This window comes from Sphingomonas hankookensis, from assembly GCF_001619955.1.
GTDB lineage: Bacteria > Pseudomonadota > Alphaproteobacteria > Sphingomonadales > Sphingomonadaceae > Sphingomonas > Sphingomonas hankookensis_A.
In genome coordinates, this window is sequence record NZ_LQQO01000012.1 from 132,324 (window position 1) to 155,466 (window position 23,143).

At 67.6% G+C, this 23,143-nt stretch carries 17 protein-coding genes; 7 read left to right on the forward strand and 10 right to left on the reverse strand.

Annotation, left to right across the window (positions count from 1 at the left end):
• Positions 1-5: 5 nt before the first annotated feature.
• The 7 genes from AVT10_RS08575 to AVT10_RS08605 form a co-directional block, all read right to left on the reverse strand.
• Complete coding sequence (locus AVT10_RS08575) at positions 6-692, reverse strand: response regulator transcription factor (protein WP_066689864.1); 687 nt, start codon at positions 690-692, stop codon at positions 6-8.
• Complete coding sequence (locus AVT10_RS08580; RefSeq protein WP_066689865.1) at positions 692-3,364, reverse strand: sensor histidine kinase; 2,673 nt, start codon at positions 3,362-3,364, stop codon at positions 692-694. The genes AVT10_RS08575 and AVT10_RS08580 overlap by 1 nt, the downstream gene beginning before the upstream one ends.
• Positions 3,364-3,945 (reverse strand): potassium-transporting ATPase subunit KdpC, encoded by a 582-nt coding sequence (kdpC, locus tag AVT10_RS08585; RefSeq protein WP_066689866.1) that lies wholly within the window; start codon positions 3,943-3,945, stop codon positions 3,364-3,366. The genes AVT10_RS08580 and kdpC overlap by 1 nt, the downstream gene beginning before the upstream one ends.
• An 11-nt stretch (positions 3,946-3,956) precedes the next feature.
• Positions 3,957-5,990, reverse strand: a complete 2,034-nt coding sequence (gene kdpB, locus AVT10_RS08590) for a potassium-transporting ATPase subunit KdpB (RefSeq protein WP_066689894.1) — start codon at positions 5,988-5,990, stop codon at positions 3,957-3,959.
• An 11-nt stretch (positions 5,991-6,001) separates the two neighbouring features.
• Positions 6,002-7,705 (reverse strand): potassium-transporting ATPase subunit KdpA, encoded by a 1,704-nt coding sequence (gene kdpA / locus AVT10_RS08595; protein ID WP_066689867.1) that lies wholly within the window; start codon positions 7,703-7,705, stop codon positions 6,002-6,004.
• A 12-nt stretch (positions 7,706-7,717) separates the two neighbouring features.
• On the reverse strand, positions 7,718-7,807 hold the full coding sequence (kdpF, locus tag AVT10_RS08600; protein WP_066689868.1) for a K(+)-transporting ATPase subunit F: 90 nt from the start codon (positions 7,805-7,807) through the stop codon (positions 7,718-7,720).
• Between the two features lie 110 nt (positions 7,808-7,917).
• Positions 7,918-8,775: a TorF family putative porin gene (locus tag AVT10_RS08605; protein ID WP_066689869.1), complete on the reverse strand. Its 858-nt coding sequence runs from the start codon at positions 8,773-8,775 to the stop codon at positions 7,918-7,920.
• Positions 8,776-8,934: 159 nt separating this feature from the next.
• Between AVT10_RS08605 and AVT10_RS08610 the strand changes: the two genes are divergently transcribed.
• From AVT10_RS08610 to cobA, 7 genes are all read left to right on the forward strand, one after another.
• Positions 8,935-9,516, forward strand: coding sequence for an ANTAR domain-containing response regulator (locus tag AVT10_RS08610; RefSeq protein ID WP_066689895.1), 582 nt, complete (start codon positions 8,935-8,937; stop codon positions 9,514-9,516).
• On the forward strand, positions 9,513-10,724 hold the full coding sequence (locus tag AVT10_RS08615; protein ID WP_066689870.1) for a CmpA/NrtA family ABC transporter substrate-binding protein: 1,212 nt from the start codon (positions 9,513-9,515) through the stop codon (positions 10,722-10,724). The genes AVT10_RS08610 and AVT10_RS08615 overlap by 4 nt, the downstream gene beginning before the upstream one ends.
• Positions 10,725-11,045: 321 nt before the next feature.
• Positions 11,046-12,290 (forward strand): nitrate/nitrite transporter, encoded by a 1,245-nt coding sequence (locus AVT10_RS08620; RefSeq protein ID WP_066689871.1) that lies wholly within the window; start codon positions 11,046-11,048, stop codon positions 12,288-12,290.
• Between the two features lie 23 nt (positions 12,291-12,313).
• Entirely contained in the window at positions 12,314-14,794 is a 2,481-nt protein-coding gene (gene nirB / locus AVT10_RS08625) for a nitrite reductase large subunit NirB (protein WP_157092717.1), read from the forward strand.
• Positions 14,791-15,129 carry a nitrite reductase small subunit NirD gene (gene nirD / locus AVT10_RS08630; RefSeq protein ID WP_066689873.1) on the forward strand — a complete coding sequence of 113 codons (339 nt, stop codon included), beginning with the start codon at positions 14,791-14,793 and terminating at the stop codon, positions 15,127-15,129. Before nirB ends, nirD begins: the two co-directional genes overlap by 4 nt.
• 113 nt (positions 15,130-15,242) lie before the next feature.
• Positions 15,243-17,831: a nitrate reductase gene (locus AVT10_RS08635; RefSeq protein WP_066689874.1), complete on the forward strand. Its 2,589-nt coding sequence runs from the start codon at positions 15,243-15,245 to the stop codon at positions 17,829-17,831.
• A complete protein-coding gene (gene cobA, locus AVT10_RS08640; RefSeq protein ID WP_066689875.1) occupies positions 17,821-18,603 on the forward strand; it encodes a uroporphyrinogen-III C-methyltransferase in 783 nt (260 codons plus the stop codon). Before AVT10_RS08635 ends, cobA begins: the two co-directional genes overlap by 11 nt.
• A 265-nt stretch (positions 18,604-18,868) precedes the next feature.
• Here cobA and AVT10_RS08645 read toward each other — a convergent pair whose 3' ends face one another.
• The 3 genes from AVT10_RS08645 to AVT10_RS08655 form a co-directional block, all read right to left on the reverse strand.
• The gene (locus AVT10_RS08645) at positions 18,869-20,872 is read right to left on the reverse strand and encodes a S9 family peptidase (protein WP_066689876.1); all 2,004 of its coding nucleotides are present in this window, start codon (positions 20,870-20,872) and stop codon (positions 18,869-18,871) included.
• 147 nt (positions 20,873-21,019) lie between these two features.
• Entirely contained in the window at positions 21,020-21,874 is an 855-nt protein-coding gene (locus AVT10_RS08650) for an MBL fold metallo-hydrolase (RefSeq protein WP_066689877.1), read from the reverse strand.
• A 54-nt stretch (positions 21,875-21,928) separates the two neighbouring features.
• Positions 21,929-22,783: a manganese catalase family protein gene (locus tag AVT10_RS08655; RefSeq protein WP_066689878.1), complete on the reverse strand. Its 855-nt coding sequence runs from the start codon at positions 22,781-22,783 to the stop codon at positions 21,929-21,931.
• Positions 22,784-23,143: the final 360 nt, after the last annotated feature.

A 23,143-nucleotide genomic window follows, 5' to 3' on the forward strand; every position in this document is an offset into this window, starting at 1 on the left:
CGCGGTCAGCTGTCAGACCGCAGCCGATAGCCGACGCCCAGTTCATTGGCGATGACGCTGCCGACCGGGTCGGGGGCTTCGAGCTTCTGGCGCAGGTTGCGGATGATGATGCGCAGATATTCGATGCGGGGGTCCTCGTCGCCACCCCAGCAGGTCGTCAGCAGCCGTTCGTGCGTCACGATGCGGCCGATGTGGCGGGCGAGTTGCGCCAGCACGTCATGTTCCTTGCGGGTCAGGTGGAGCTCGACCCCGGCGCGGAATACGGTGCGACGATCCAGGTCGATGCGCAGGTCGCCGCGCTCGACGATCTGCCGTGCGGGGTCGTTGGCGCGGCGATGCCGCAGCGCGACCCGGAGGCGCGCGAGCAGTTCCTCGGTATCGAACGGCTTGGTGACGAAGTCGTCGGCGCCGAGGTCGAGCGCGGATACCTTTTCCTCCACGGCATCGCGCGCGGAGACGACCAGCACGACCGCGTCGCCCTGCGCACGCAGCAGCGGGATCAGGCTCAGTCCGTCGCGGTCGGGCAGGCCGAGGTCGAGCAGGACCGCGTCGGGGCGTTCGGCTGCAGCTTCGTGCAAGGCATCCCGACCGTTACAGGCGTCGACGACGTCATAACCTGCGCGGACCAGGGTGTTGCGGAGTAGACGGCGGATGGCGGCTTCGTCGTCGACGACGAGAATTTTCGCGGGCATCAGTCGGCGCTCCCCGCGACGTCGCGCAGCAGCAGGGCGGGCGGGAGGATCAGTGAGAAGATAGCGCCGGCGCCATCGGGTCGGTTCGCGGCGGTGACGGTCATCCCCATCGCTTCGGCAAAGGCCTTGACGATGGCAAGGCCCAGCCCGGTGCCGCCGGCCGAGCGATCGGTCCCCTCCAGCCGGGTAAAGGTTTCGAACACGCGCGCCTCCTGTCCGGGGGGAAGGCCCGGCCCCTGATCGCGGACCGACAGGCTGATCTCGCCATAGCGGTTGCGCCCTTCGATCACGATTTCGGTGCCCGGATCGGCGTAACGCCCGGCATTGTCGAGCAGATTGAGCAGGCAATGGTGCAGTAATTGCGGATCGACGCGCACCAGCGGCAGATCGGGCGGCACGTCGAGGCGGACGTCATGCCCCGCCAGCGCATCGCGCGCGTCGTGCGCGGCCCCGGCGACAGCATCGCTGAGGTCGGTCGCCTCGACCTTCAGCCGGATCGCGCCGGCCTCCACCCGCGCCATGTCGAGCAGGTTGGCGACGAAGCGGTTCAGCCGCGCCGCTTCCGACCGGATCGTGCCGACCAGTTCGGGCGTGACGCCGTGGCCCAGCTGGTCGGCGGCGACCATCACGGCGGTCAGCGGGGTGCGCAGGTCGTGGCTGACCGACGACAGCAGTGCGGCGCGCAGCCGGTCGCGGGTACGGACGGCGTCGACGTCGCGCATCTCGGCCTGCAGGCGCAGCCGTTCGAGGACGAGCGCGGATTGGTCGGCGAGGCTGGAGAGCAGGGGAAGCTGGTCGGGGCGGACCGGATTGCCGCCACTTTCATTGGCGATGGCCAGTACACCGACCCTCCGTTCGCCGGCCTTCAGCGGGTGGAACAGCCATTCGGAGGCGGTGAGCGTGCCCGATCCCTTGCCGGCAGGCGTGCCGGTTTCATAGGCCCAGTTTGCGGCGGCGTGGTCCATGGTGTCGAGCCGATAGGCCGGGTCGGTCGCGGCAAGGATTGCGACGTTGCTGGCGCGATCCGGTCCCAGCAGCAGCACCTGTACGCCGAGCAGCCGTCGAACATCGTCGCAGATCATCCGCGCGGCGGTGTCGATGTCGTTTACGCTCGCGATCTGGCGCAGGAAGCCGGCGAGCGTCGCGTTGGTCCGCGCGCTGGCGGCGGCAAGATCGGCCTGCGCCCGCACGCGCGCGGTCAGCTGGCTGGTCGCGACGGCGACACCGAACAGCACCACGACCGACACGATATTTTCGGGATTGCTGATGCTGAGCGTGCCGACCGGTGGCAGGAAGAAGAAGTTGTAGGCGAGGCTGGAGGCCAGTCCGGCGAACAGGCCGGTGCGAAGCCCATGCAGGCTGGCGGCGACCATCACCGGGAGCAGATACAGCATCCCGATATTGCCGAGTTCGAGGATGTGGAACAGCGCGCTGGCGATCGCGGTGATGCCGGCGACCATCGCGGTAGTCAGCGCGTAGCCGGTGGCCGTACCCCAGGGATGTATCGGGCGCTGTCGGCGGCTGTCGGGCGGCGCTTCGCCTTCGACCGGCAGGACGTGGATCGTCACGCCCGGCGTGTCGCGCACCAGCCGGTCGACGACCGATCCATGCCGCAATTCGAACCAGCGCGACCGGCGCGACTTGCCCAGCACCAGCTGGGTCGCGCGGGCATCGGAGAGAAAGCCGCGGATGCCGTCCACCACATTGGGCGCCGGCACGGTCGCGACCGCTGCGCCGAGTTGAGTCGCGAGGGTCATCGTCGCAGCGACGCGGGCGTGCTGCGCCGGCGTGAAGGCGGCGGTGCGCGGGGTTTCGACGAACAGCGCGGTCCAGGGGCCGCGCAGGCCGTCGGCAACGCGCTTGGCCGCGCGGACCAGATTGTCGGCGCCGGGCAGTTCGTTGATCGCGACGACGATCCGGTCGCTGCCCGCCCAGGTCCCGCCCAGCCCCAGCGCGCGAACATCGTCGAGCATTCGGGCGTCGACCGCCTGTGCGGCGCGGCGCAGCGCCAGTTCGCGCAGCGCCGAGAGGTTCGATTTGGAAAAGAAATGGTCGAGCGCGCGGGTGGCCTCCTGCGGCAGATAGACCTTGCCCGCCTTCAGCCGGTCGATCAGCTCGTCGGGAGGGATATCGACGACCTCGATCTCGGCGGCTTCGAGGATGCTGTCGGGCACGGTTTCGCGGACGCGGACCCGGGTGAAGCTGGCGACGACGTCGTTGAGGCTTTCGACATGCTGGATGTTGAGCGTCGAATAGACCGAGATGCCGGCGGCCAGCAGTTCTTCGACATCCTGATAGCGTTTGGGATGGCGGCTGCCCGGTGCGTTGGTGTGCGCCAGTTCGTCCACGAGGACGAGGCGGGGGGTACGGGCCAGGATGGCGTCGATGTCCATCTCGCCCAGCGTGCGGCCTTCATAGGCGACGTCGCGACGGGGGACGATTTCGTGCCCACGGGTCAGCGCCTCGGTCTCGACCCGGCCGTGCGTCTCGACGACTCCGACCACCACGTCGACGCCGTCGCGTTTGCGCGCCGCCCCTTCGGACAGCATCTCATAGGTCTTGCCGACCCCCGGCGCCGCGCCGAGGAAGATCTTCAGCCGCCCGCGCCCCTCCTGCGCGGCGGTGCGCAGCAGGGCGTCGGGGTCGGGACGGTGCGGGTCGGCTGGCGGCATCAGCGCGGGGCGGGGGCCAGCCGGTCGAGTGCGCGGTTGAGCGCGAGGACATTGACAGTCGGGTCGCCGAGGACGGAGGTTTCGGTGGTCTCCGTCACGAGGCGGCGGACCGCATCGACGCCGATCCCGCGTACCCGCGCGACCCGGGGCGCCTGTGCCAGCGCGGCGGTTGGCGACAGGTCGGGGTCGAGCCCCGATCCGCTGGTGGTCACGAGGTCGGCTGGCAGGGGGCCGTTCACCGCTTCCGCGCGCTGCTTCGCCACGTCTGTCGTTACGCGTTCCATCAGCGCCTTGGACGTCGGGCCGAGGTTGGAGCCGGACGAGGCGAGTCCGTCATAGCCCTTGCCTGCCGCCGATGGACGGGTCTGGAAATAGCGGTCGGTGGTGAAGGCCTGTCCGACGACACTCGACCCGATCACGCGGCCGGCGTCGTCGCGGACCAGGCTGCCATTGGCCTGCGCCGGGAAGAGCGCCTGTCCAATCCCGGTCATCGCCAGCGGATAGCCGAGGCCGAGCAGCGTGGCGAACAGTAGCGTCATCACGATGGCCGGCCGCAGCGCGGAGGAGAAATCCTTGTTCATGTCCGTCTTCCTTACGCGAGGCCGAGGCCGCTGACGACGATATCGATGAGCTTGATGCCGAAAAACGGCGCGACCAGCCCCCCCAGACCGTAGATGGCGAGGTTGCGCGACAGCAGCGGCCCCGCCGCCATCGGCTTGTAGGTGACACCCTTCAGCGCCAGCGGCACCAGCATCGGGATGATGACCGCATTGAAGATGATCGCCGACAGGATCGCCGATTGCGGCGAGGCCAGCCCCATGACGTTGAGCACGCCGAGCGTCGGGTAGAGCGCGACGAACATCGCCGGGATGATCGCGAAATATTTCGCGACGTCGTTGGCGACCGAGAAGGTCGTCAGCGCCCCGCGGGTCATCAGCAACTGCTTGCCCAGCCCCACGACCTCGATCAGCTTGGTCGGATCGCTGTCGAGATCGACCATGTTGCCCGCTTCGCGTGCGGCCTGCGTGCCCGTATTCATCGCCACGCCGACATCCGCTTGGGCAAGGGCGGGGGCGTCGTTGGTGCCGTCGCCGCACATCGCGACCAGCTTGCCGCCCTGTTGTTCCTTGCGGATCAGCGCCAGCTTGTCCTCCGGCGTCGCTTCGGCGAGGAAGTCGTCGACCCCGGCTTCCGCAGCGATGGCGGCGGCGGTCAGCGGGTTGTCGCCGGTGATCATCACCGTACGAATCCCCATGGCGCGCAGTTCGCCGAAGCGTTCGCGGATGCCGGCCTTCACCACGTCCTTCAGGAAGATCGCGCCGAGCAGCCGGCCGTCCTTCACCACCGCCAGTGGCGTGCCGCCGGCCCGCGCAATCTCATCGGTGATGCGGCGCAGTTCGGTGGCGGCTGCGGTGGCGCCGGCACCGCCGCTCACCTTCAGGATCGAATCGACCGCGCCCTTCTGGATCACGGTCTCGCCGTCCCGGATGCCCGACACGCGGGTCTGTGCGGTGAAGGGAATGACCTCCGCGCCCGACGGCATCGTCAGTCTCAGGTCGAACCGGTCGCGGGCGAGGACGACGATCGAGCGGCCCTCGGGCGTCTCGTCGGCGAGGCTGGCGAGCAGCGCCGCCTCGGCCAGTTCGGCCTCGCTGGTGCCGCCGACCGCGCGGAACTCGGATGCCTGACGGTCGCCGATGGTGATCGTGCCGGTCTTGTCGAGCAGCAGCACGTCGACATCGCCCGCCGCTTCCACCGCGCGGCCCGATTTGGCGAGCACGTTGAAACGGACCAGCCGGTCCATGCCGGCGATGCCGATCGCCGACAGGAGCGCGGCGATGGTCGTCGGGATCAGCGTGATGAGCAGCGCGGCGAGGATCGCGACGGGGATGTTGCCGCCGGCATAGCTGGCGAACCCCGGAATGGTCGCGACCGCGATCAGGAAGATGATGGTGAGGCCGACGAGCAGCAGCGTCAGTGCGATCTCGTTCGGGGTCTTCTGCCGCTCCGCTCCCTCGACCAGCGCGATCATGCGGTCGAGAAAGCCCTTGCCCGGCTCGACGGTCACGCGGACGCGGATTTCGTCGGAGATGACGCGGGTCCCGGCGGTGACGGCGGAACGGTCGCCGCCCGCCTCGCGGATCACCGGCGCGCTCTCGCCGGTGATCGCCGCTTCGTTGACCGAGGCGACGCCCGACACGACCTCGCCGTCCGACGGGATCAGGTCGTTGGTTTCGACCAGTACGACGTCGCCGACGGTCAGCGCGCTTGCCGGAACGGCGTCATAATTGCGTCCATCGCCACGCAGCCGCTTTGCGGTCAGTTCCGCCTTGGTCGCGCGCAGCGATGCCGCCTGCGCCTTGCCGCGCCCTTCGGCCAGTGCCTCGGCAAAGGTGCCGAACAGGACGGTCAGCCACAGCCACACGACCAGTTGCAGCTTGAAGCCGGCGGTCAGGCCGTCATTGCCGACGACGAGCAGGATGGTGAGCAGCGCCGCGACGGTCGCGGTCACGAACATGACCGGATTGCGCACCAGTTCGGCCGGGTGCAGCTTAACGAACGAAGCCCGACACGCCGGCACGATCAGATCGGCGGTGAACAGGCTCTTGCCTTGGGATTGTGCCACCATGGCTCCCCTTAGAAGGATTGACCGCGGATCATCGCGAGATGATCGGCGATGGGACCGAGCGCGAGGCTCGGCAAGAAGGTCAGGCCGCCCAGCACCAGGATGATGCCGACCAGCAGCCCCACCCACAGGCCGCCGGTGGTCGGGAAGGACCCGGTGCTTTCCGGCGTATGCTTCTTGGCGGCGAGGCTGCCGGCGATGGCCAGCATCGGCACGATGACGAAGAAGCGGCCGAGCCACATCGCGACGCCCAGCATCCCGTTGTACCAGGGCGTGTTGGCGGTGAGGCCGGCGAAGGCCGATCCGTTGTTCGCGACCGCGCTGGTGAAGGCGTAGAGGATTTCGCTGAACCCGTGCGGCCCCTTGTTGAGCGGCCCGGCCAGCCCCTGTTCCAGCACCGACGACAGCGCAGTGAGGCCGAGAATGGCGAGCGGGAGGACGGCGATGGCCAGCACCGCCAGCTTCACTTCGCGCGCCTCGATCTTCTTGCCGACATATTCGGGCGTGCGTCCGACCATCAGTCCGGCGACGAACACGGCGAGGATCGCGAACAGCAGGAAGCCGTAGATGCCGGCGCCCACGCCGCCGATCACGACCTCCCCCAGTTGCATGTTGAACAGCGGGATCAGGCCGCCCAGCGCGGTGAAGCTGTCGTGCATCGCATTGACCGCACCGCACGATGCCGCCGTCGTGACCACCGAGAAGAGTGCGCTGGCGGCGATCCCGAAGCGGACTTCCTTGCCCTCCATATTGCCGCCTGCGACACCAAGGCTGTGCAGCATCGGGTTGCCTGCGGCTTCCTGCCAGTAGGTGACGGTCGTGCCGGCCAGGAACAGGATCATCATCGCGGCGAGGATCGCCCAACCCTGACGCGGGTTGCCGACCGCCTTGCCGAAGGTCCAGGTCAGCCCGACGCCGATCACGAAGATCGACAGTATTTGGATGAAGTTGGTCAGTGCGGTCGGGTTTTCGAACGGGTGCGCCGAATTGGCGTTGAAGAAGCCGCCGCCATTGGTGCCGAGCATCTTGATCGCTTCCTGGGATGCGACCGGACCCAGCAGGATCGACTGACGTGCGCCCTCCAGCGTCTGGACGTCGACGACGCCGGCCAGCGTCTGCGGCACGCCGCTGGCGATGTAGAAGACCGTCAGCACGACACAGAGCGGGAGCAGCAGGTAGAGCGTGATGCGGGTGATGTCGGCCCAGAAATTGCCGATCGCCTTCGCTTCCCGCCGGGCAAAGCCGCGGAACAGCGCGAACGCCAGCGCGATGCCGGTCGCCGCCGACAGGAAATTGTGGATCGTCAGCCCCAGCATCTGGCTGAGGTTCGACATGGTGCTCTCACCGCCATAGCTCTGCCAATTGGTGTTGGCGGTGAAACTGATCGCGGTATTGAACGACAGATGCTCACCGACCGCCGCCAACCCCTGCGGATTGCCCGGCAGTACCGCCTGCAACCGCAGCACGGCATAGGTTAAGAACATCAACACGGCGTTGAACACGAGCATGTGCACGGCATAGCGCCGCCAGCCCTGTTCCTGGCTCGGATCGATGCCGGAAAGACGGTAGAGGCCCCGCTCGACGGGGCCGAGGAGGAGATGGAGCGGCGTACGACGGCCTTCGTAGAGCGCGTGCAGCCACAGGCCCATCGGCTTGGCCAGCGCCAGCAGGATGCCAACGAAGCCAAGAATCAGGAGCCAGCCCTGAAATGTCATGGAACCGCCCCTTCAGAAGCGTTCGGGGCGGATCAGCACCGCCACCAGATAGACGAGCAGCCCGAGCGCGGTGATCGCGGCGAGCCAGAGGTCGAGGGTCATCGCCGCCCCCTCACGCGTTGTCGCACAGGCGGACATAGGCGAGCGTCAGCGCGACCAGTCCGACCATGACGGCGAGCCAGAGAATATCCTGCATGATGGTCGCTCCCGATTCAGAAGGCGGCCGTCAGCGCGACGACGACCGTCCCGCCGGCGATGTTGCCGCTGCCGTCCTGTCCGCGGCTGAAGCTCGGGCGGAGATAGGCGGCGTCACGGTCGGAGAGGTCGGTGTCGACATAGCTGACGTTCAGGGTAAGGGTGCGCCAGGTCGCGTCCGCGCCCAGCGACCAGTCCCAATAGCTGCCGGTCGGTGACACAGCGGTCGCGTTGGGGCCAAGCCCGTCCTGACCCCAGCTGTGGCCGATATGCGCCTTGGCGGTGATCGGGATGCCGGTGACGGGGAGGGCGGCGTCGCCCCACAGGTAGAGATTGTCGTCCTTCGCGCCCGGGCGGGTATAGACCCCGCGTGCCGCATCGGCGCCGGTTGCATACCATTTCCCGATCGCCTCCTGCTTCGGCGCATAGGCGGCACCCGCGGTCAGCGTCGCGGGGCCGGCGGTGCCGGTCAGCCTGGCATAGGGTTCGGCGAAGTCGGTCTTGTCCGCCCCGCCGGGATAGACATACCAGGTCAGGCCGACGTCGAGCGTCGCACCGTCGGCGATCGCCGTCTTGTAGCCGGCGATCAGGTCCAGTTCCATGTTGGCGCCGCCGAACGTGCCCCATCCGGCAAGGTTCGATGCCCAGGTGCCGATATACGCGCCGCTGTCGTGTGCGATGGTAATGCCGCCCTGTACCGCCATTTCCTGATCCGACTGCGAGACGCCCCGGAAACGATAGTCGGAAGCGACGGCCGCCGATCCGCTGACGGTGACGCTGGCCGGCGGTTCGGTCGGTTCGGGCGCGGCCTGGGCGTAGGTGGTGGTGGGAAATGCGGCCAGCGCCAAGGCGATGGCGGCGGGACGGAACGTCATGGATGTTACCCCTATGTCGAGGCGTCCGTCACGCGACGGCGCCTTACGGGGTGCGCGATTAGGCGCATGGGGCGTATCAATTCGAGAGCGATTCCGTTCGATCGCATAGTGCTGGCGTATAGTTGCCGCATCCGGCCGATCGCGGTAGTCGAGGCATCCGTGAGGATCGCAATCATCGACACCAGCAGCACGCGCGCGGCGATCATCGCCGAGGGCCTGGCGGAAGCGGGGCTGGACGATCAGGTGGTGATCGATCCCGCCGGACCGATCGTCCGCCAGATCGAGGCATGTTCGCCCGAAGTCGTGCTGATCAACCTCGAAAATCCGGGCCGCGACCTGCTTGAGGATTTCTTCGCCATGTCGCGCGCGCTCGACCGGCCGATCGCGATGTTCGTCGATCAGTCCGATGCGGACAGCGCGCTGGCGGCGGTCGATGCCGGAGTGTCCGCCTATGTCGTGGACGGGCTTGCCAAGCAGCGGATCAAGCCGGTCCTCGATGTCGCCATCCGCAGGTTTGAAGCCTTTTCGCGGTTGCAGGCCGAGCTGGCCGAAGCGAAGACAGCGCTGGCCGATCGGCAGACGATCGATAAGGCCAAGGCGATTCTGATGCGGCGGCGCGGGATCGACGAACCCGCCGCCTATGCGCTGCTGCGCGGCCACGCGATGCAGTCGAACCGCCGCATTGCCGAAGTGGCGGAGGCGATCGTCACCAGCGATGCGCTGATGGGGGATTTGCCATGACGACCGAGCGTTTCCGTATCGGCTTCCTGCCGCTCGTCGACGCCGCGCTGCCGATCCTGGCGCACGAACTGGGCTTTGCCGAGGAACAGGGCGTCGCGATCGATCTCGTCCGTGACGTGACCTGGGCGGCGGTGCGCGACCGGCTGCTCTATGGCCATACCGATGCGGCGCATATGGTCGCGCCGCTCGCCATCGCGTCCAGCCTGGGCCGCGACCGGCCGGCGGTGCCGATGGCGGTGCCGTTCGTGCTGGGGCTGAACGGCAATGCCATCACCTTTTCGACCGCGTTGGGCGAGGCGTGCGGGCTGGGTGACGAACTGGGCGATCCGGTCGCCGTGGGTGCGGCGCTGAAGGCTGTGGCGGAAGCGCGTGCGTCGGCGGGGCGAAGGCTGCGCTTCGGTGTCGTCCATCGCTATTCCAGCCACAACTATATGCTGCGCTACTGGCTGGCGGGAGTCGGCATCCGACCGGATATCGATGTCGAGATCGTCGTGACCAGCCCGCCCTTCGCCGCCGATGCGCTGGCGGCGGGCGAGGTGGACGGCATCTGCGTGGGCGAGCCGTGGAATTCCATCGCGGTGGATCTCGGCGTCGGGAGGATCGCGCTGGCGACCGCGCAGATATGGCGGCGGGGCGTCGAGAAGGTGCTGGCGATGCGGGCTGATACCGCTGCCGGGCGGGGCGACGCGACGTTGCGGCTGATCCGCGCATTGCACGCTGCCGCTGCGCATTTCGTCGATCCCGCGACGGTCGAACAGAGTGCTGCGATCCTTGCCCGCGACGCCTATCTCGACGCGCCGGTCGACGCGATCCTGCGGGCGATCACCGACCGCATCCGGGTGGTGCCGGGCGGGGCGCCCGTTCACTATCCGGACTTCATGTTCCAGTATCGCGAGGCAGCGAACTTCCCGTGGCGCAGTCAGGCGGCGTGGCTTTATGCACAGATGGTTCGCTGGGACGGGCGGGGTTTTGATGCCGGGGACGCGGCGATCGCGGCGGCAACATTCCGGCCGGACCTGTATCGAGCCGCGCTGGCCGGATCGGGCGCGCCGTTGCCAGGCGCCAGTTCGAAGCTGGAAGGGGCGCTGGGTGGGCCGATCGGGGCGGGCTCGACGCAGGGTCGGTTGATGCTCGGCAGCGATCGGTTCTTCGACGAGCGGTCGTTCGATCCGGATGACATTCCGGGGTATTTGGCTGGTTTGCCATAAGTCGGTGCCTCTAGCCGTCGCCTCGGGGCAAGCCCGGCGTGGCGATGAAGGCTTTGGTTTCGCGCTGTTACCAACGCAATTTTGCTGCGTCTGCGAAAGCCTCTTGTATCCGATCCGCGAATCGGGCAGCTTGATCGCAGCCCGGCAATGGCGTCGGGCACGCAATAGCAGCGACAAGCCTCTCCAGCGCCGGGGAGGTTCCCGCTGACGGAGTACGGGCATCGGCCCGTCATCCGACACAGGCAACGAAGCCGCCAGAACGCGCCCGACTAGGGCCGCCGTTCTGGCGGCTTTTTTCGTTTCCGGCTCTGGGAGGCAGGAATGGCAACGGCATATTGGCAAGACACGCAGGTTGAGCGCGAAGGCAGCGACAGTTTCTGGAACAGCGGGCACAAGCCGACGCTGATCGCCGCGTTCCTGTACTTCGACCTCGCGTTCATGGTGTGGGTGTTGCTCGGGCCGCTCGCGCCCGACATCGCACTGACGCTGGGGCTGTCGCCCGCGCAGAAGGGGCTGATGGTCGCGGTGCCTACGCTGGCGGGCGCGGTGCTGCGGGTCGTCAATGGCCTTGCGGTCGATCGGATCGGGCCGAAGCGCGCCGGGGCGATCAGCCAGATCATCGTCATCGCCGGCCTGTTCGTCGCGTGGCTGCTGGGCGTAAACAGCTTTGGCGGCACGCTGGCGCTGGGCGTGATCCTCGGCTTTGCCGGCGCGTCCTTCGCTATCGCCCTGCCGCTTGCGAGCCGCTGGTATCCGCCGGAGCATCAGGGCAAGGCGATGGGCCTCGCCGGCATGGGCAATTCGGGCACGGTGCTGGCCGCATTGTTTGCGCCTGCGCTCGCCAAGCTGTTCGGCTGGAACACCGTGCTGGGCCTGGCCTGCATTCCGCTGACCCTCGTCTTCTTCGCCTATATGGTGATGGCGAAGGACGCGCCGAATGCACCCGCGCCGCGTTCGCTGACCGCCTATCTCAGCCCCCTGAAGCAGGCCGACGCCTGGTGGCTGATGGGCTTCTATGCCGTGACCTTCGGCGGGTTCGTCGGGTTGGCGGCCAGCCTGCCGGTCTACTTCACCGATCAATTCGGGCTCTCGACGATCGCGGCCGGCTATTGCACCGCCGCCTGCGTCTTTGCCGGGTCGCTGGTGCGGCCGATGGGCGGGGCGCTGGCCGACAAGGTCGGCGGCGTGAAGGCGCTGACCGCCGTGTTCGCGGTCGCTGCGCTGGCGCTGGTGGGAGTGAGTGCGGCGGGCAGCGTCGAGGCGGCACTGGCGCTGTTCGTGCTGGCCATGCTGGCGCTCGGCACCGGCAACGGCGCGGTGTTCCAGCTGGTGCCGCAGCGTTTTGCCGCCGAGATCGGCGTAATGACCGGACTGGTCGGCATGGCCGGCGGGGTCGGTGGCTTCTACCTCGCCTCGTCGCTCGGCCTCGCCAAGCAATGGACGGGGAGCTTTGCGCCCGGCTTCCTGATCTTCGCCGCGCTGTCGGTCCTCGCGCTGGGCGGACTGACGCTGGTCAAGGCCGGCTGGCGCCGCCGCTGGGCGACCGCCGACGGCGTGCGGATCTGATCCCTCTTCACCGGATGATAGTCATGCAACACGAACCCATCCAAAGCCCGCAAGGCGACACCCGCGAGCACTTGATCGTCATCGGCAACGGCATGGCGGGATGCCGCGCGGTCGAGGAATTGCTGGCGCGCGATCCGAACCGGTACCGGGTAACGATCTTCGGTGCCGAACCGCTGGTGAACTATAACCGCATCATGCTGTCGCCGGTGCTGGCCGGCGAGAAGACGTTTGACGAGATCGTCATCAACGGCCTCGACTGGTATGCCGACAATGGGATCACGCTGCTGAGCGGCGATCCGGTGATCGCCATCGACCGCGCCGCGCGGACGGTGACCAGCCGCAGCGGCCTGACGCTCGACTATGACCGGCTGCTGATCGCGACCGGGTCCGATCCGTTCATCATCCCGGTGCCCGGCAAGGACCTGCCCGGCGTCATCAGCTTTCGCGATATGAAGGATGTCGAGCATATGCTGGCGGCGGCCGACCGGGGCGGCAGCGCGGTGGTGATCGGCGGTGGGCTGCTTGGGCTGGAGGCTGCACACGGGCTCAGCTTGCGCGGCATGAAGGTGACCGTGCTGCACATCATGCCGACGCTGATGGAGCGGCAACTGGACGAAGCCGCCGGCTGGTTGCTGAAGACCGCGCTGGAGGCGCGCGGGCAGACGATCCTGACGGGGGCCGACACCGCCGCAATCGTTGGCGACGGCAGGGTCGAGGCGGTGCACCTGAAGGACGGGACGGTCATCCCCGCCGATCTGGTGGTGATGGCGGTCGGTATCCGCCCCTCGGTCGCACTGGCGCGCGAGACGGGGCTGGACGTCGGGCGCGGGATCAAGGTCGACGACCATATGGTGACGAGCGATCCTAACGTTCTGGCGGTCGGCGAATGTGTCGAGCATGACGGACAGGTCTATGGCCTCGTTGCGCCGCTGTGGGACATGTGTCGCGCGCTGGCCGACGGGCTGGTCGAGGCACCCAGCGGCTACAAGCCTGCTGCCACCTCGACCAAGCTCAAGGTAGCCGGGCTGGATGTGTTCTCCGCAGGTGATTTTTCGGGCGGCGACGGCGCGGAGGACATCGTGCTGCGCGACGCCTCGCGCGGCATCTACAAGCGGGTGGTGGTCAGGGACGACCGGATCGTCGGTGCGGTGCTCTATGGCGATACCGCCGATGGCAACTGGTATTTCGACTTGCTCAAGAAGGGCGAGAGCGTTGCCGATATCCGCGACGCCCTGATCTTCGGTCAGGCCTTCGCCTCGGGAGGGGGGCAGGCGGACCCTAAGGCGGCCGTTGCGGCGCTTTCCGACGATGCGGAAATCTGCGGCTGCAACGGCGTGTCCAAGGGCAAGGTCTTCGCGTGCATCGATGGCGGCGCGCACAGCCTCGACGCGGTGCGATCGGGGTGCAAGGCGTCGGCGAGTTGCGGGTCGTGCACCGGTATCGTCGAGAGCCTGCTGGCGCTCAGGCTGGGCGGCGAGGTCGAGGCAGGGCCGAAGACCATGTGCAAATGCACCAGCTTCGGCCATGACGACGTGCGTCGGGAGATCGTCGCGCAGGACATGCGCTCGATCCCCGAGGTGATGCAGAAGCTGCACTGGTCGACGCCCGACGGCTGTTCGTCGTGCCGTCCGGCGCTCAACTATTATCTGCTTTGCGCGCTGCCGGGCGAGTATAAGGACGATCAGCAGAGCCGCTTCGTCAACGAGCGGATGCACGCCAACATCCAGAAGGACGGGACCTATTCGGTCGTGCCGCGCATGTGGGGTGGCCTGACCAACCCGACCGAACTGCGCGCGATCGCCGATGTGGTCGAGAAGTTCAACGCGCCGATGGTGAAGGTCACCGGCGGCCAGCGGCTCGACATCTTCGGGATCAAGAAGGAGGACCTGCCTGCCGTCTGGGCCGATCTGAACGCCGCCGGGATGGTCAGCGGCCATGCCTATGGCAAGTCGCTGCGCACGGTGAAGACCTGTGTCGGCAGCGAATGGTGCCGCTTCGGCACGCAGGATTCGACTGGCTTGGGCGTCAAGATCGAGCGCGCGACCTGGGGGTCGTGGATGCCGCACAAGTTCAAGATCGCCGTGTCGGGCTGCCCCCGCAATTGCGCCGAGGCGACGATCAAGGATTTCGGCATCGTGTGTGTCGACAGCGGCTATGAGCTGCATGTCGGCGGCAATGGCGGGATCAAGGTCCGTGCCACTGACCTGCTCTGCAAGGTCGCGACCGAGGCGGAGGCGATGGAGATGTGCGCTGCCTTCATCCAGCTCTATCGCGAGGAGGCACGCTATCTTGAGCGGACCGCACCTTGGATCGAGCGGGTCGGGCTGACCTACATCCAGTCGCGGCTGCTGCCCGATGCGGATGCGCGGGCCGAACTGGCGCGGCGATTCGTCCATTCGCAGCAATTCTCGCAGGACGATCCGTGGGCGGCGCGCGTCGCGGGCGAGGAGCGCGAAATCCATACGCCGATGGCGCGCTTTCAGCCCGTGGGAGAGATGGCATGATCGGCGAGTGGCTCGATATCGGCTGGGTCGAGGAAATCCCCCTGCGCGGCAGCCGCACGGTGCAGGTTGATGGCGGCGACGATATCGCGGTGTTCCGCACCGGCGAGGGCAAGGTGTTCGCGCTGCGCGACCGTTGCCCGCACAAGCATGGCAAGCTGTCGCAGGGGATCGTCCATGGCGGCGCGGTGGCGTGCCCGCTGCATAACTGGAGGATTTCACTGACGACCGGCGAAGCGCTGGGCGAGGATCGCGGGTGTACGCCGACCGTGCCGGTCAAGGTGAGCGGTGGACGGGTGCTGATCTGTCGGGCTTCCACGTTGCAGGCGGCGGCGTGAGCGGGATTGGAAAAGCCCTCACCCGGAAGGGGAGGGGGGCGGGTGTCTCACCGAGGCAAGCGCTTGCGGGAACGCCCCTCTCCCAACCCTCTCCCCTTCTGGGAGAGGGCTAGATGACTGTACGCACCACCTGCGCCTATTGCGGCGTCGGCTGCGGCATTCGCGCGACCGTCACCGGTGAGCGCAGCGTGCGGATCGAGGGCGATCTGGACCACCCGGCCAATCGCGGGAAGCTTTGTTCCAAGGGCACGCACCTGGGCGAGACGGTCGGGCTGGAGGGGCGGTTGCTCCATCCGATGATCGGTAAGCGGCGGGCGAGTTGGGACAAGGCGCTCGATCAGGTCGCGCGCCGGTTCCGCGAGACGATCGAGCGGCATGGGCCGGGCAGCGTCGCCTTCTATGTCTCGGGCCAGCTGCTGACCGAGGATTATTACGTCGCCAACAAGCTGATGAAGGGGTTCATCGGGTCGGCGCATATCGACACCAATTCGCGGCTGTGCATGTCGAGCGCGGTGGCCGGGCACATGCGGGCATTCGGCGAGGATGTCGTTCCGGCATCCTATGACGATCTCGACGTCGCCGACCTGATCGTGCTCATCGGGTCGAACACCGCATGGTGCCATCCGATCGTCTATCAACGGATCCGGGCGCGCTGCGATGCGGGCGCCAGGCTGGTCGTGATCGATCCGCGCCGCACCGAGACCGCCGAGCAGGCCGACCTGGACCTCGCCATCCGGCCGGGCAGCGATGTGGCGTTGATGAATGGGCTGCTGGCGTGGTGTCGCGAGGCGGGGGCGCTCGATACCGATTTCCTCGACCGGCATGTGATGACGCCCGACGGCTTTTGGGAGCAGGTGGGTGAGGGCAGCGACCTGTGGTCGGTTGCCCGGGCCTGCGATGTGCCTGCCGCCGATCTGCGCCGCTTCTACGAATGGTTCGCGGCGACTCCGCGGACCGTGACCATGTTCAGCCAGGGGGTGAACCAGTCGCTGACCGGCACCGACCAGGTGAACGCGATCATCAACGTCCACCTCGCGACCGGGCGTATCGGCAAGCCCGGCGCGCAGCCCTTTTCGATCACGGGGCAGCCCAATGCAATGGGTGGGCGCGAGGTCGGCGGGCTCGCCTCGACGCTGGCGGCGCACATGGATTTTGCCGAGGAAAACCGGGCGCTCGTCCAACGCTTCTGGGCGTCGCCGACCATGGCGACCAAGCCGGGGCTGAAGGCGGTCGACCTGTTCCGCGAGCTGGGCCATGGCCGGATCAAGGCGTTGTGGGTGATGGCGACCAACCCCGCCGTGTCGATGCCCGATGCGGGGCGGGTGCGCGAAGCGCTGGCGGGGTGTCCGTTCGTGGTGGTGAGCGACGTGATCGCCGACACCGATACGTCGGCCTTTGCCCATGTCCGGCTGCCGGCGGCGGCGTGGGGGGAGAAGGACGGGACGGTCACCAACAGCGACCGGACGGTCAGTCGCCAGCGGGCGCTGTTCCCGCTGCCGGGCGAAGCGAAGCCCGACTGGTGGATCATCAAGGAAGTCGCCCGGCGCATGGGGTGGAAGACCGCCTTCGCCTACGACCGGCCGGCGGAGATCTGGCGCGAGCATGTCCGGCTGTCGACCTATCGCAATGACGGTAAGCGGCTGTTTTCGCTGGCCGGGCACGGTGCGGGCGGCAATGCCGAGTATGATGCGATGACGCCGTTCCGGTGGGGGGGCAAGCCGTTTGCGGATGGGCGCTTCCCGACCGGGGACGGGCGGGCGAAGTTGGTGAAGGTTACGCAGAAGGCGATTTCGGAGCCGCTCAAGGACTGGCCGCTGACGCTGAACACCGGGCGGTACCGGGATCAGTGGCATACGATGACGCGGACCGGATTGGCGCCGAAGTTGGCACGGCATCGCGAGGAGCCGCTGGTCGAGGTGCATCCGGACGACGCCCGCCGGCTGGAACTGGTCGATGGCGGCCTGGCGCGGTTGGCGACGCCGCAGGGGGAGAGCCTGTACCGGGTGCAGGTCACCGACAGCCAGCGGCCGGGCGAGCTGTTCACCCCGATCCATTGGACCGACCGGACGTCGAGCGGCGGGCGCACGGGGTTGCTGCCGCGGCCGTTGACCGATCCGGTTTCCGGCCAGCCGGGGTTCAAGTCGACCCCCGCCAACATCGGCGCGGTTGCCACCGAATGGCGCGGCTTCCTGATCGTCGCGGGCGAGCCGGTGCGCCGTCCCGACTGCCTGTGGGCGACGCGGGTGGCGGTGCCGGCGGGGAGCCTGTGGGAGCTGGCCGGCAATGGCGATGCCGCGCGGCTGGAGGCGTGCCTGCCGGCCGGCGAGCGGATCGAGGCGGTCGACCGGGCGCGGGGCACGCGGCGGATCGCGGTGCTGGCCGAAGGGCGGCTGGTCGCCGCGCTGTTCGTGACCGAGCGCGGGGAGCTGCCGAGCCGCGACTGGCTGATCGGGCAACTGAGCGAGGCGCAGGCCGCGCCGACGGTGCTGGCCGGACGTGCGCCGGGCGCGGCGGTCGATCGTGGGCCGATCATCTGTTCCTGTTTCGATATCGGCATGCGGACCATCGTCGCAGCGATCCGGGATCAACGGCTGGCCGATGTCGCCGCGATCGGCGCGGCGATCGGCGCCGGGACCAATTGTGGATCGTGTCGCCCGGCACTCGCCCGCCTGCTTACCGAGGAGAAGACCCATGCCGCATGACGATTTTCCCGCCGGGTCGGTGTGGCTGGTGGGGGCGGGGCCGGGCGATCCCGACCTGTTGACGCGCAAGGCGGCGCGGCTGATCGGCGCGGCCGAGGTCGTGTTCTACGACGCATTGGTCGGGCCGGGCGTGCTCGACCTGATCGCGCCGGGTGCCGAGCGGGTCAGCGTCGGCAAGCGGTCCGGGCGGCATTCGAAGGATCAGGGAACGATCGATGCGCTGATCGTCGCCGCCGCGCTGTCGGGCAAGCGGATCGTGCGGTTGAAGGGCGGCGATCCGGCGATCTTCGGCCGGACGGCGGAGGAGGTTGCCGCCTGCAACGCCGCCGGCGTCGCGGTCCGCATCTGTCCGGGGATTACGGCGGCGAGCGCGGCGGTGGCGTCGGCGGGCACCAGCCTGACGCTGCGCGGGATCGCGCGGCGGCTGACGCTGGTCACGGCGCATGCGCAGGCGGGACAGCCGATCGATCTCGACTGGGACGTGCTGGCCGCACCCGATGCGACGCTGGCGATCTATATGGGGCGGGCGGCGGCGGCGACGGTGGCGCAGCAACTGATCGCGGCCGGGCGCGCGGCGGAGACGCCGGTGCTGGTGGTGGTCAATGCGTCGTTGCCGGATGAACGGATCATTCGCGGGCGGCTGTCGGCGCTGGCGTTTCTGGTCGAGGCGATCAGTGCGAGTGATCCGGCGGTGTTGATCGTGGGGGAGGCGGTGGCGGGGGGCGCGCCGTCGAGGGTCGCGCGGGGGACGGCACTTTCGGTCGTCGGATAGAGCGGGCTAGCAAGTATCCTCCCCGGTACGGGGAGGGGGACCGTCGCCGGAGGCGATGGTGGAGGGGATTCATTGCGCAAAGCAACGGTGCCGTATGCGGACGCCCCCTCCACCATGCTGCGCATGGTCCCCTTCCCCGTGCCGGGGAGGATCCGTTGCTCGCGGAGCATTTCGCTGGAAAAGCGGGACCCCGGGTCAAGCCCGGGGTGACGTTTGGCGGGAAGGGGGCACCGCCATGCCGAAGGGCATGGCGGTGCTGCGCAGGTCAGTTGCCCTTGGCGCCCGGCGCTACCGCGCCCTCTACACTGCCGGCCTTCACCTGCGCGGTCGAGGCGGCCAGCGCGCCGCCGATCGGTTCGGCGCGGCCGCCGAGGCATTTGGCGAGGAAATTCTCCGCCACCGCGTTGAAGGCGATGTTGTTCGCCGGGCGGGCGAAGCCATGGCCTTCGTCGGGAAAGACGACATAGGTGACCGGAATCTTCTTCGCCTGCATCGCGGCGACGATCTGGTCGCTTTCGGCCACGTTGACGCGGGGATCGTTGGCGCCCTGTCCGATCAGCAGCGGCCGCTTGATCGCATCGGCATAGGTCAGCGGGCTGCGTTCCTTCAGCAGCGCCTGACCCTCCGGCGTGGTCGGATCGCCCATGCGGCGGTACATCTGCTGCTTGCCCGCCTCCCAATAGGGCGGAATGGTCTTGAGCAGGGTGAACAGGTTCGACGGGCCGACGATATCGACGCCGCAGGCGAACTTGTCGGGCGTCATCGTCAGCCCGGCGAGCGTCGCATAGCCGCCATAGGAACCGCCCATGATCGCGACCTTGTCGCTGGTCGTGACACCGCGCTTCACCGCCCAGTCGACGGCGTCGATCAGGTCGTCGTGCATCTTGCGGCCCCATTGCCGGTCGCCGGCCTGCACGAATTTCTTCCCGAACCCGGTCGAGGCACGGAAGTTGACCGACAGCACCGCATAGCCGCGATTGGCGAGCCATTGGTGATAGCCGTTATAGCCATAGCTGTCGCGGCCCCAGGGTCCGCCATGGACGAGCAGCACCATCGGCGTGGCGCCGGTCGCGCCTTTGGGCCGGGTCAGATAGCTGACCATCGACAGCCCGTCGCGGGTCGGAATGTCGACCGGTTCCATGCCGACCAGCGGTGCGCCGACCAGTTCGGGACGCGGGGTGTAGAGCGCGGTCAGTTTGCGGGCGCGACGGTCGTAGAGCCAGGTGGACGACGGCGCGCTGACCGGATCGAAGGTGACGAGCCATTTGTCGTCGGCATCGGTGCGGGTGCCGATATAGAATTCGCCCTTGTTCTGCGCCTTCAGGAAGGCGAGGTCCGCCTTCACCGCTTCGCCGACCGGGACATATTCATTGCGGTGGAAGTTGACGGAATACGCCTCCACGACGCCGGTCTTCGGATTGGTCAGCCCGGCGCCGACATCGGCCCGGTCGCTCGCGCCGATGGTGGTGAACTTCCCGGTCGCCATGTCCTGCGCCAGCAGCGCGACGGTATCGCGGCCGCGGGCGTCGCCCCAATAGAGCGTCTTGCCATCGGTGGTGAAACCATAGGGGATGGTCGTCGAGGCATCTTCATAATCGACGCGGGTGAAGGGGGTCGCCTCCACCTTGTTGTCGGTCACCCGGTAATAGTCCATGCCGCTGTCGGCGCGCGGCTTTACGGCGATGCGCACGCGCAGCTGGTCGTCGGTGATGAAGCCGGCATAGCCGTCATTCTGAAGCACCGGCGTCAACTTGCCGGTGGCCAGGTTCAGTTCCTGTACGTCGTGCCAGCGCGGGTCGCGATTGTTGACGCCGAGGAGGATACGGTCCTTGATCGTGTCGGACATGCCGATGACCTGCACGGTCGTCTTTTCGAACGGAGTCAGCGCCCGTTGCCGGCCGGTCGTCAGGTCGACGCCGTAGAGCAGGAAATTCTCGTCGCCGCCCTTGTCGTTCACGAACAGGATCTGCCGCGAATCCGGCGACCAGAAATAGGATCGGATCGGGCGCTTCGTCTCGGCGGTCAGGGCGCGGGCTTCGTTCGGGCGGTCGACCGGCGCGACCCAGATGTTCTGCACGCCCCCCTGCGGCGCGATGAAGGCGAGCCATTTGCCATCGGGCGACAGCCGGCCGTTGGTGCGCGTGGGGTTGCCGAAGAGCTTGGTACGCTCGATCAGCGGCACGTCGCCCGTCGGGGCGGCATAGGCCGCGCCCGCGATCGACAGCAGTGCCGCCCCGCTCAACGATCCCAGCAGAATTGACGTACGCATGGCCTTGTCCCCCCGTTATGTAGTGTATTGCCAGTACACCACACCCTTTCCGGGGCGGCAAGGGGATATCGTTATCGAAACGGACGGCCGGTTACCCGCGGGGTCGGGCCGTCGGTGTGGCCTGCCCCGTCACGACCCAGCGCAGGATCAGAGCGGCGTTCCGGCCTGACAGTGCTCCAGCTCGACCGGATCATGGGCACACACGATGCTGAAGTCGCCCCGTTGGTCGACGGACAGGGCGCGCAGGCGCTCCTGGTTCGCCATGCGGCGATCGGCATCGACCTGCATCAAGCGCTGATAGGCGCGCAGCCCGGGGGTGCAGCGGCGGCGCGCCCGACGCATCTCGCCCCGGTAGAAATAGGCGTCGCCGGCGTGGAGCAGCCACCGGCCGTCATCGCCGCGTACGGCCACCCCGGCATGGCCCCAGCTATGCCCGGGTAAGGGGACGAGGAGGATGTCGGACGGTAACCCGTCGAGATCGCGGACCGCGTCGAAACCGAACCACGGCTCGCCCGGCGCACCATAGCCGCGCCAATGACGGACGTCGTCGAACTGGCGCGTGCGCCAGCGATTGCGCGCGACGATGCCGGTCTTGGGTCTGGTCGCGTCGTCATATTCACGCTGCATGACGTGGACGGTCGCGTGCGGGAAATCCTCCAGCCCGCCGGCGTGATCGAAATCGAGATGGGTCAGCACGATGTGCCGCACGTCCTGTGCGCGAAAGCCGAGCGCCTCGATCTGGCGAATGGCGGTTTCTTCCTCGCGCAGGCGGATGTTGAGCAGCATCCGCCATGGCAGGGTGATGCGCGGATCGGGGCGGGCATGGGCATGGGCGACGTCGCGCAGGCCATAGCCGGTATCGACCAGTACCAGCCCGTGCGCGTCGGTTTCGATCAACAGGCAATGGCAGACGAGATGGCCGAGCAGCCCGTGGCTGCGCCCGTCGAACAGCGCCCCGCCCAGGGGGCAGTCGCTGCCGCAGTTCAGGTGATGGATTCGCATGGACGCGGTCCTTGGCAAAGGGGCGGGGATGGTGAGGCATCCCCGCCGGTCGCGTCAGCCGATCTGCTGGTCCTGTGCGCCGCTGTCAGGGCGCGCGGGACCCAGCACCGGTTCCTGGCCGAGCGGCTTGTTCTGGAACACGGTGAATTCGTCGCGGCCGTCCATCGTCGGGCCGGCGGTCCAGCGCCCTTCGGGGTACGTGCCGTCGACCGAGGTCGCGTAGAAGTTATAGTTGTTCGCCTGATCCTCCATGTCCTGCGGGAAAGAGTTGGGGACGGGCAGGTTGGCCGAGGCGCCGCCCAGTTCCTCCAGCACGGCCAGCCATTGCTGCTGGTGCATGGTGTCGCGCGCGATCATGTAGTGCAGCATCTTCTTCATGCCGTCGTCGTCGGTCGCGTTGAACAGCCGGACCGCCAGCACCCGCCCGGTGCTTTCCGCCGCGACGTTGCAGTACATGTCGGCGGCGACGTTCCCGCTGGCATAGATGTGGCTCATGTTGAAAGGCACGCCGTCGGAATCGATCGGCATTGCCGCCAGGCCGCCCGTCAACAGGTTCTTGTGGATCATGCCCTCGATCGACGCCTTGGCGCTGCCGCCGCCCATGACCGCGCCGACGATCGAGTCCGCGGCACCTTCCTCCTGCACCGACGCCGGTGCGGTTTCGAGGTTCATGGCAACCGCGGTGGCCAGCATCTCGATATGGCCGATCTCCTCGGTCGCGGTGTGGAGCAGCATGTCGCGATAGGTGGTGGTGGGCGCGCGGTTGCCCCATGCCTGGAAGAAATACTGCATGCAGACGCGAATCTCGCCCTCGACCCCGCCGATGGCCTGTTGCAGCATCCGCGCGAATGCCGGGTTGGGCTTGTCGACGGTGACCGGGTACTGCAGGCGCTTGTCGTGATAGTACATGATGCTCTCCACGTTCGTGCAACGTCTGGGGTGGAGAACACCTGGCGGCTGACTAAGTTGTTGTAATATTTACCTGATGCAGGTTACGAAGCGGGGGGTCCGGCGGATCTTGCCGGGCGCGGGGGCGGATGGACGGCGCTGGGTGAGGCGCCGTCGGCGGCGCCGCAAACCTGCCTCTTCGCACAGCGATGGAACTTTTTTGAGAAAGTTTGTTGACAGCAAAGTTTCACCCACCTAGATGGAGCTCACCGCAGCGGTGGCCGACACGGTCACCGAGGCAGACAGCGACCTGAGGCGACGCCCCAAACCTTCCGAAAGGCAGGCTAGGAAGCGACGCCGGTATTGTTGTCTAGTTCTTTG

Excerpts from the sequence above, each read along its gene's own strand:
- AVT10_RS08575 (WP_066689864.1), bottom strand. The coding sequence starts at position 692 with ATGCCCGCGAAAATTCTCGTCGTCGACGACGAAGCCGCCATCCGCCGT.
- AVT10_RS08580 (WP_066689865.1), bottom strand. The coding sequence starts at position 3,364 with ATGCCGCCAGCCGACCCGCACCGTCCCGACCCCGACGCCCTGCTGCGC.
- kdpC (WP_066689866.1), bottom strand. The coding sequence starts at position 3,945 with ATGAACAAGGATTTCTCCTCCGCGCTGCGGCCGGCCATCGTGATGACG.
- kdpA (WP_066689867.1), bottom strand. The coding sequence starts at position 7,705 with ATGACATTTCAGGGCTGGCTCCTGATTCTTGGCTTCGTTGGCATCCTG.
- kdpF (WP_066689868.1), bottom strand. The coding sequence starts at position 7,807 with ATGACCCTCGACCTCTGGCTCGCCGCGATCACCGCGCTCGGGCTGCTC.
- AVT10_RS08605 (WP_066689869.1), bottom strand. The coding sequence starts at position 8,775 with ATGACGTTCCGTCCCGCCGCCATCGCCTTGGCGCTGGCCGCATTTCCC.
- AVT10_RS08615 (WP_066689870.1), top strand. The coding sequence starts at position 9,513 with ATGACGACCGAGCGTTTCCGTATCGGCTTCCTGCCGCTCGTCGACGCC.
- AVT10_RS08620 (WP_066689871.1), top strand. The coding sequence starts at position 11,046 with ATGGCAACGGCATATTGGCAAGACACGCAGGTTGAGCGCGAAGGCAGC.
- nirB (WP_157092717.1), top strand. The coding sequence starts at position 12,314 with ATGCAACACGAACCCATCCAAAGCCCGCAAGGCGACACCCGCGAGCAC.
- nirD (WP_066689873.1), top strand. The coding sequence starts at position 14,791 with ATGATCGGCGAGTGGCTCGATATCGGCTGGGTCGAGGAAATCCCCCTG.
- AVT10_RS08635 (WP_066689874.1), top strand. The coding sequence starts at position 15,243 with ATGACTGTACGCACCACCTGCGCCTATTGCGGCGTCGGCTGCGGCATT.
- cobA (WP_066689875.1), top strand. The coding sequence starts at position 17,821 with ATGCCGCATGACGATTTTCCCGCCGGGTCGGTGTGGCTGGTGGGGGCG.
- AVT10_RS08645 (WP_066689876.1), bottom strand. The coding sequence starts at position 20,872 with ATGCGTACGTCAATTCTGCTGGGATCGTTGAGCGGGGCGGCACTGCTG.
- AVT10_RS08650 (WP_066689877.1), bottom strand. The coding sequence starts at position 21,874 with ATGCGAATCCATCACCTGAACTGCGGCAGCGACTGCCCCCTGGGCGGG.
- AVT10_RS08655 (WP_066689878.1), bottom strand. The coding sequence starts at position 22,783 with ATGTACTATCACGACAAGCGCCTGCAGTACCCGGTCACCGTCGACAAG.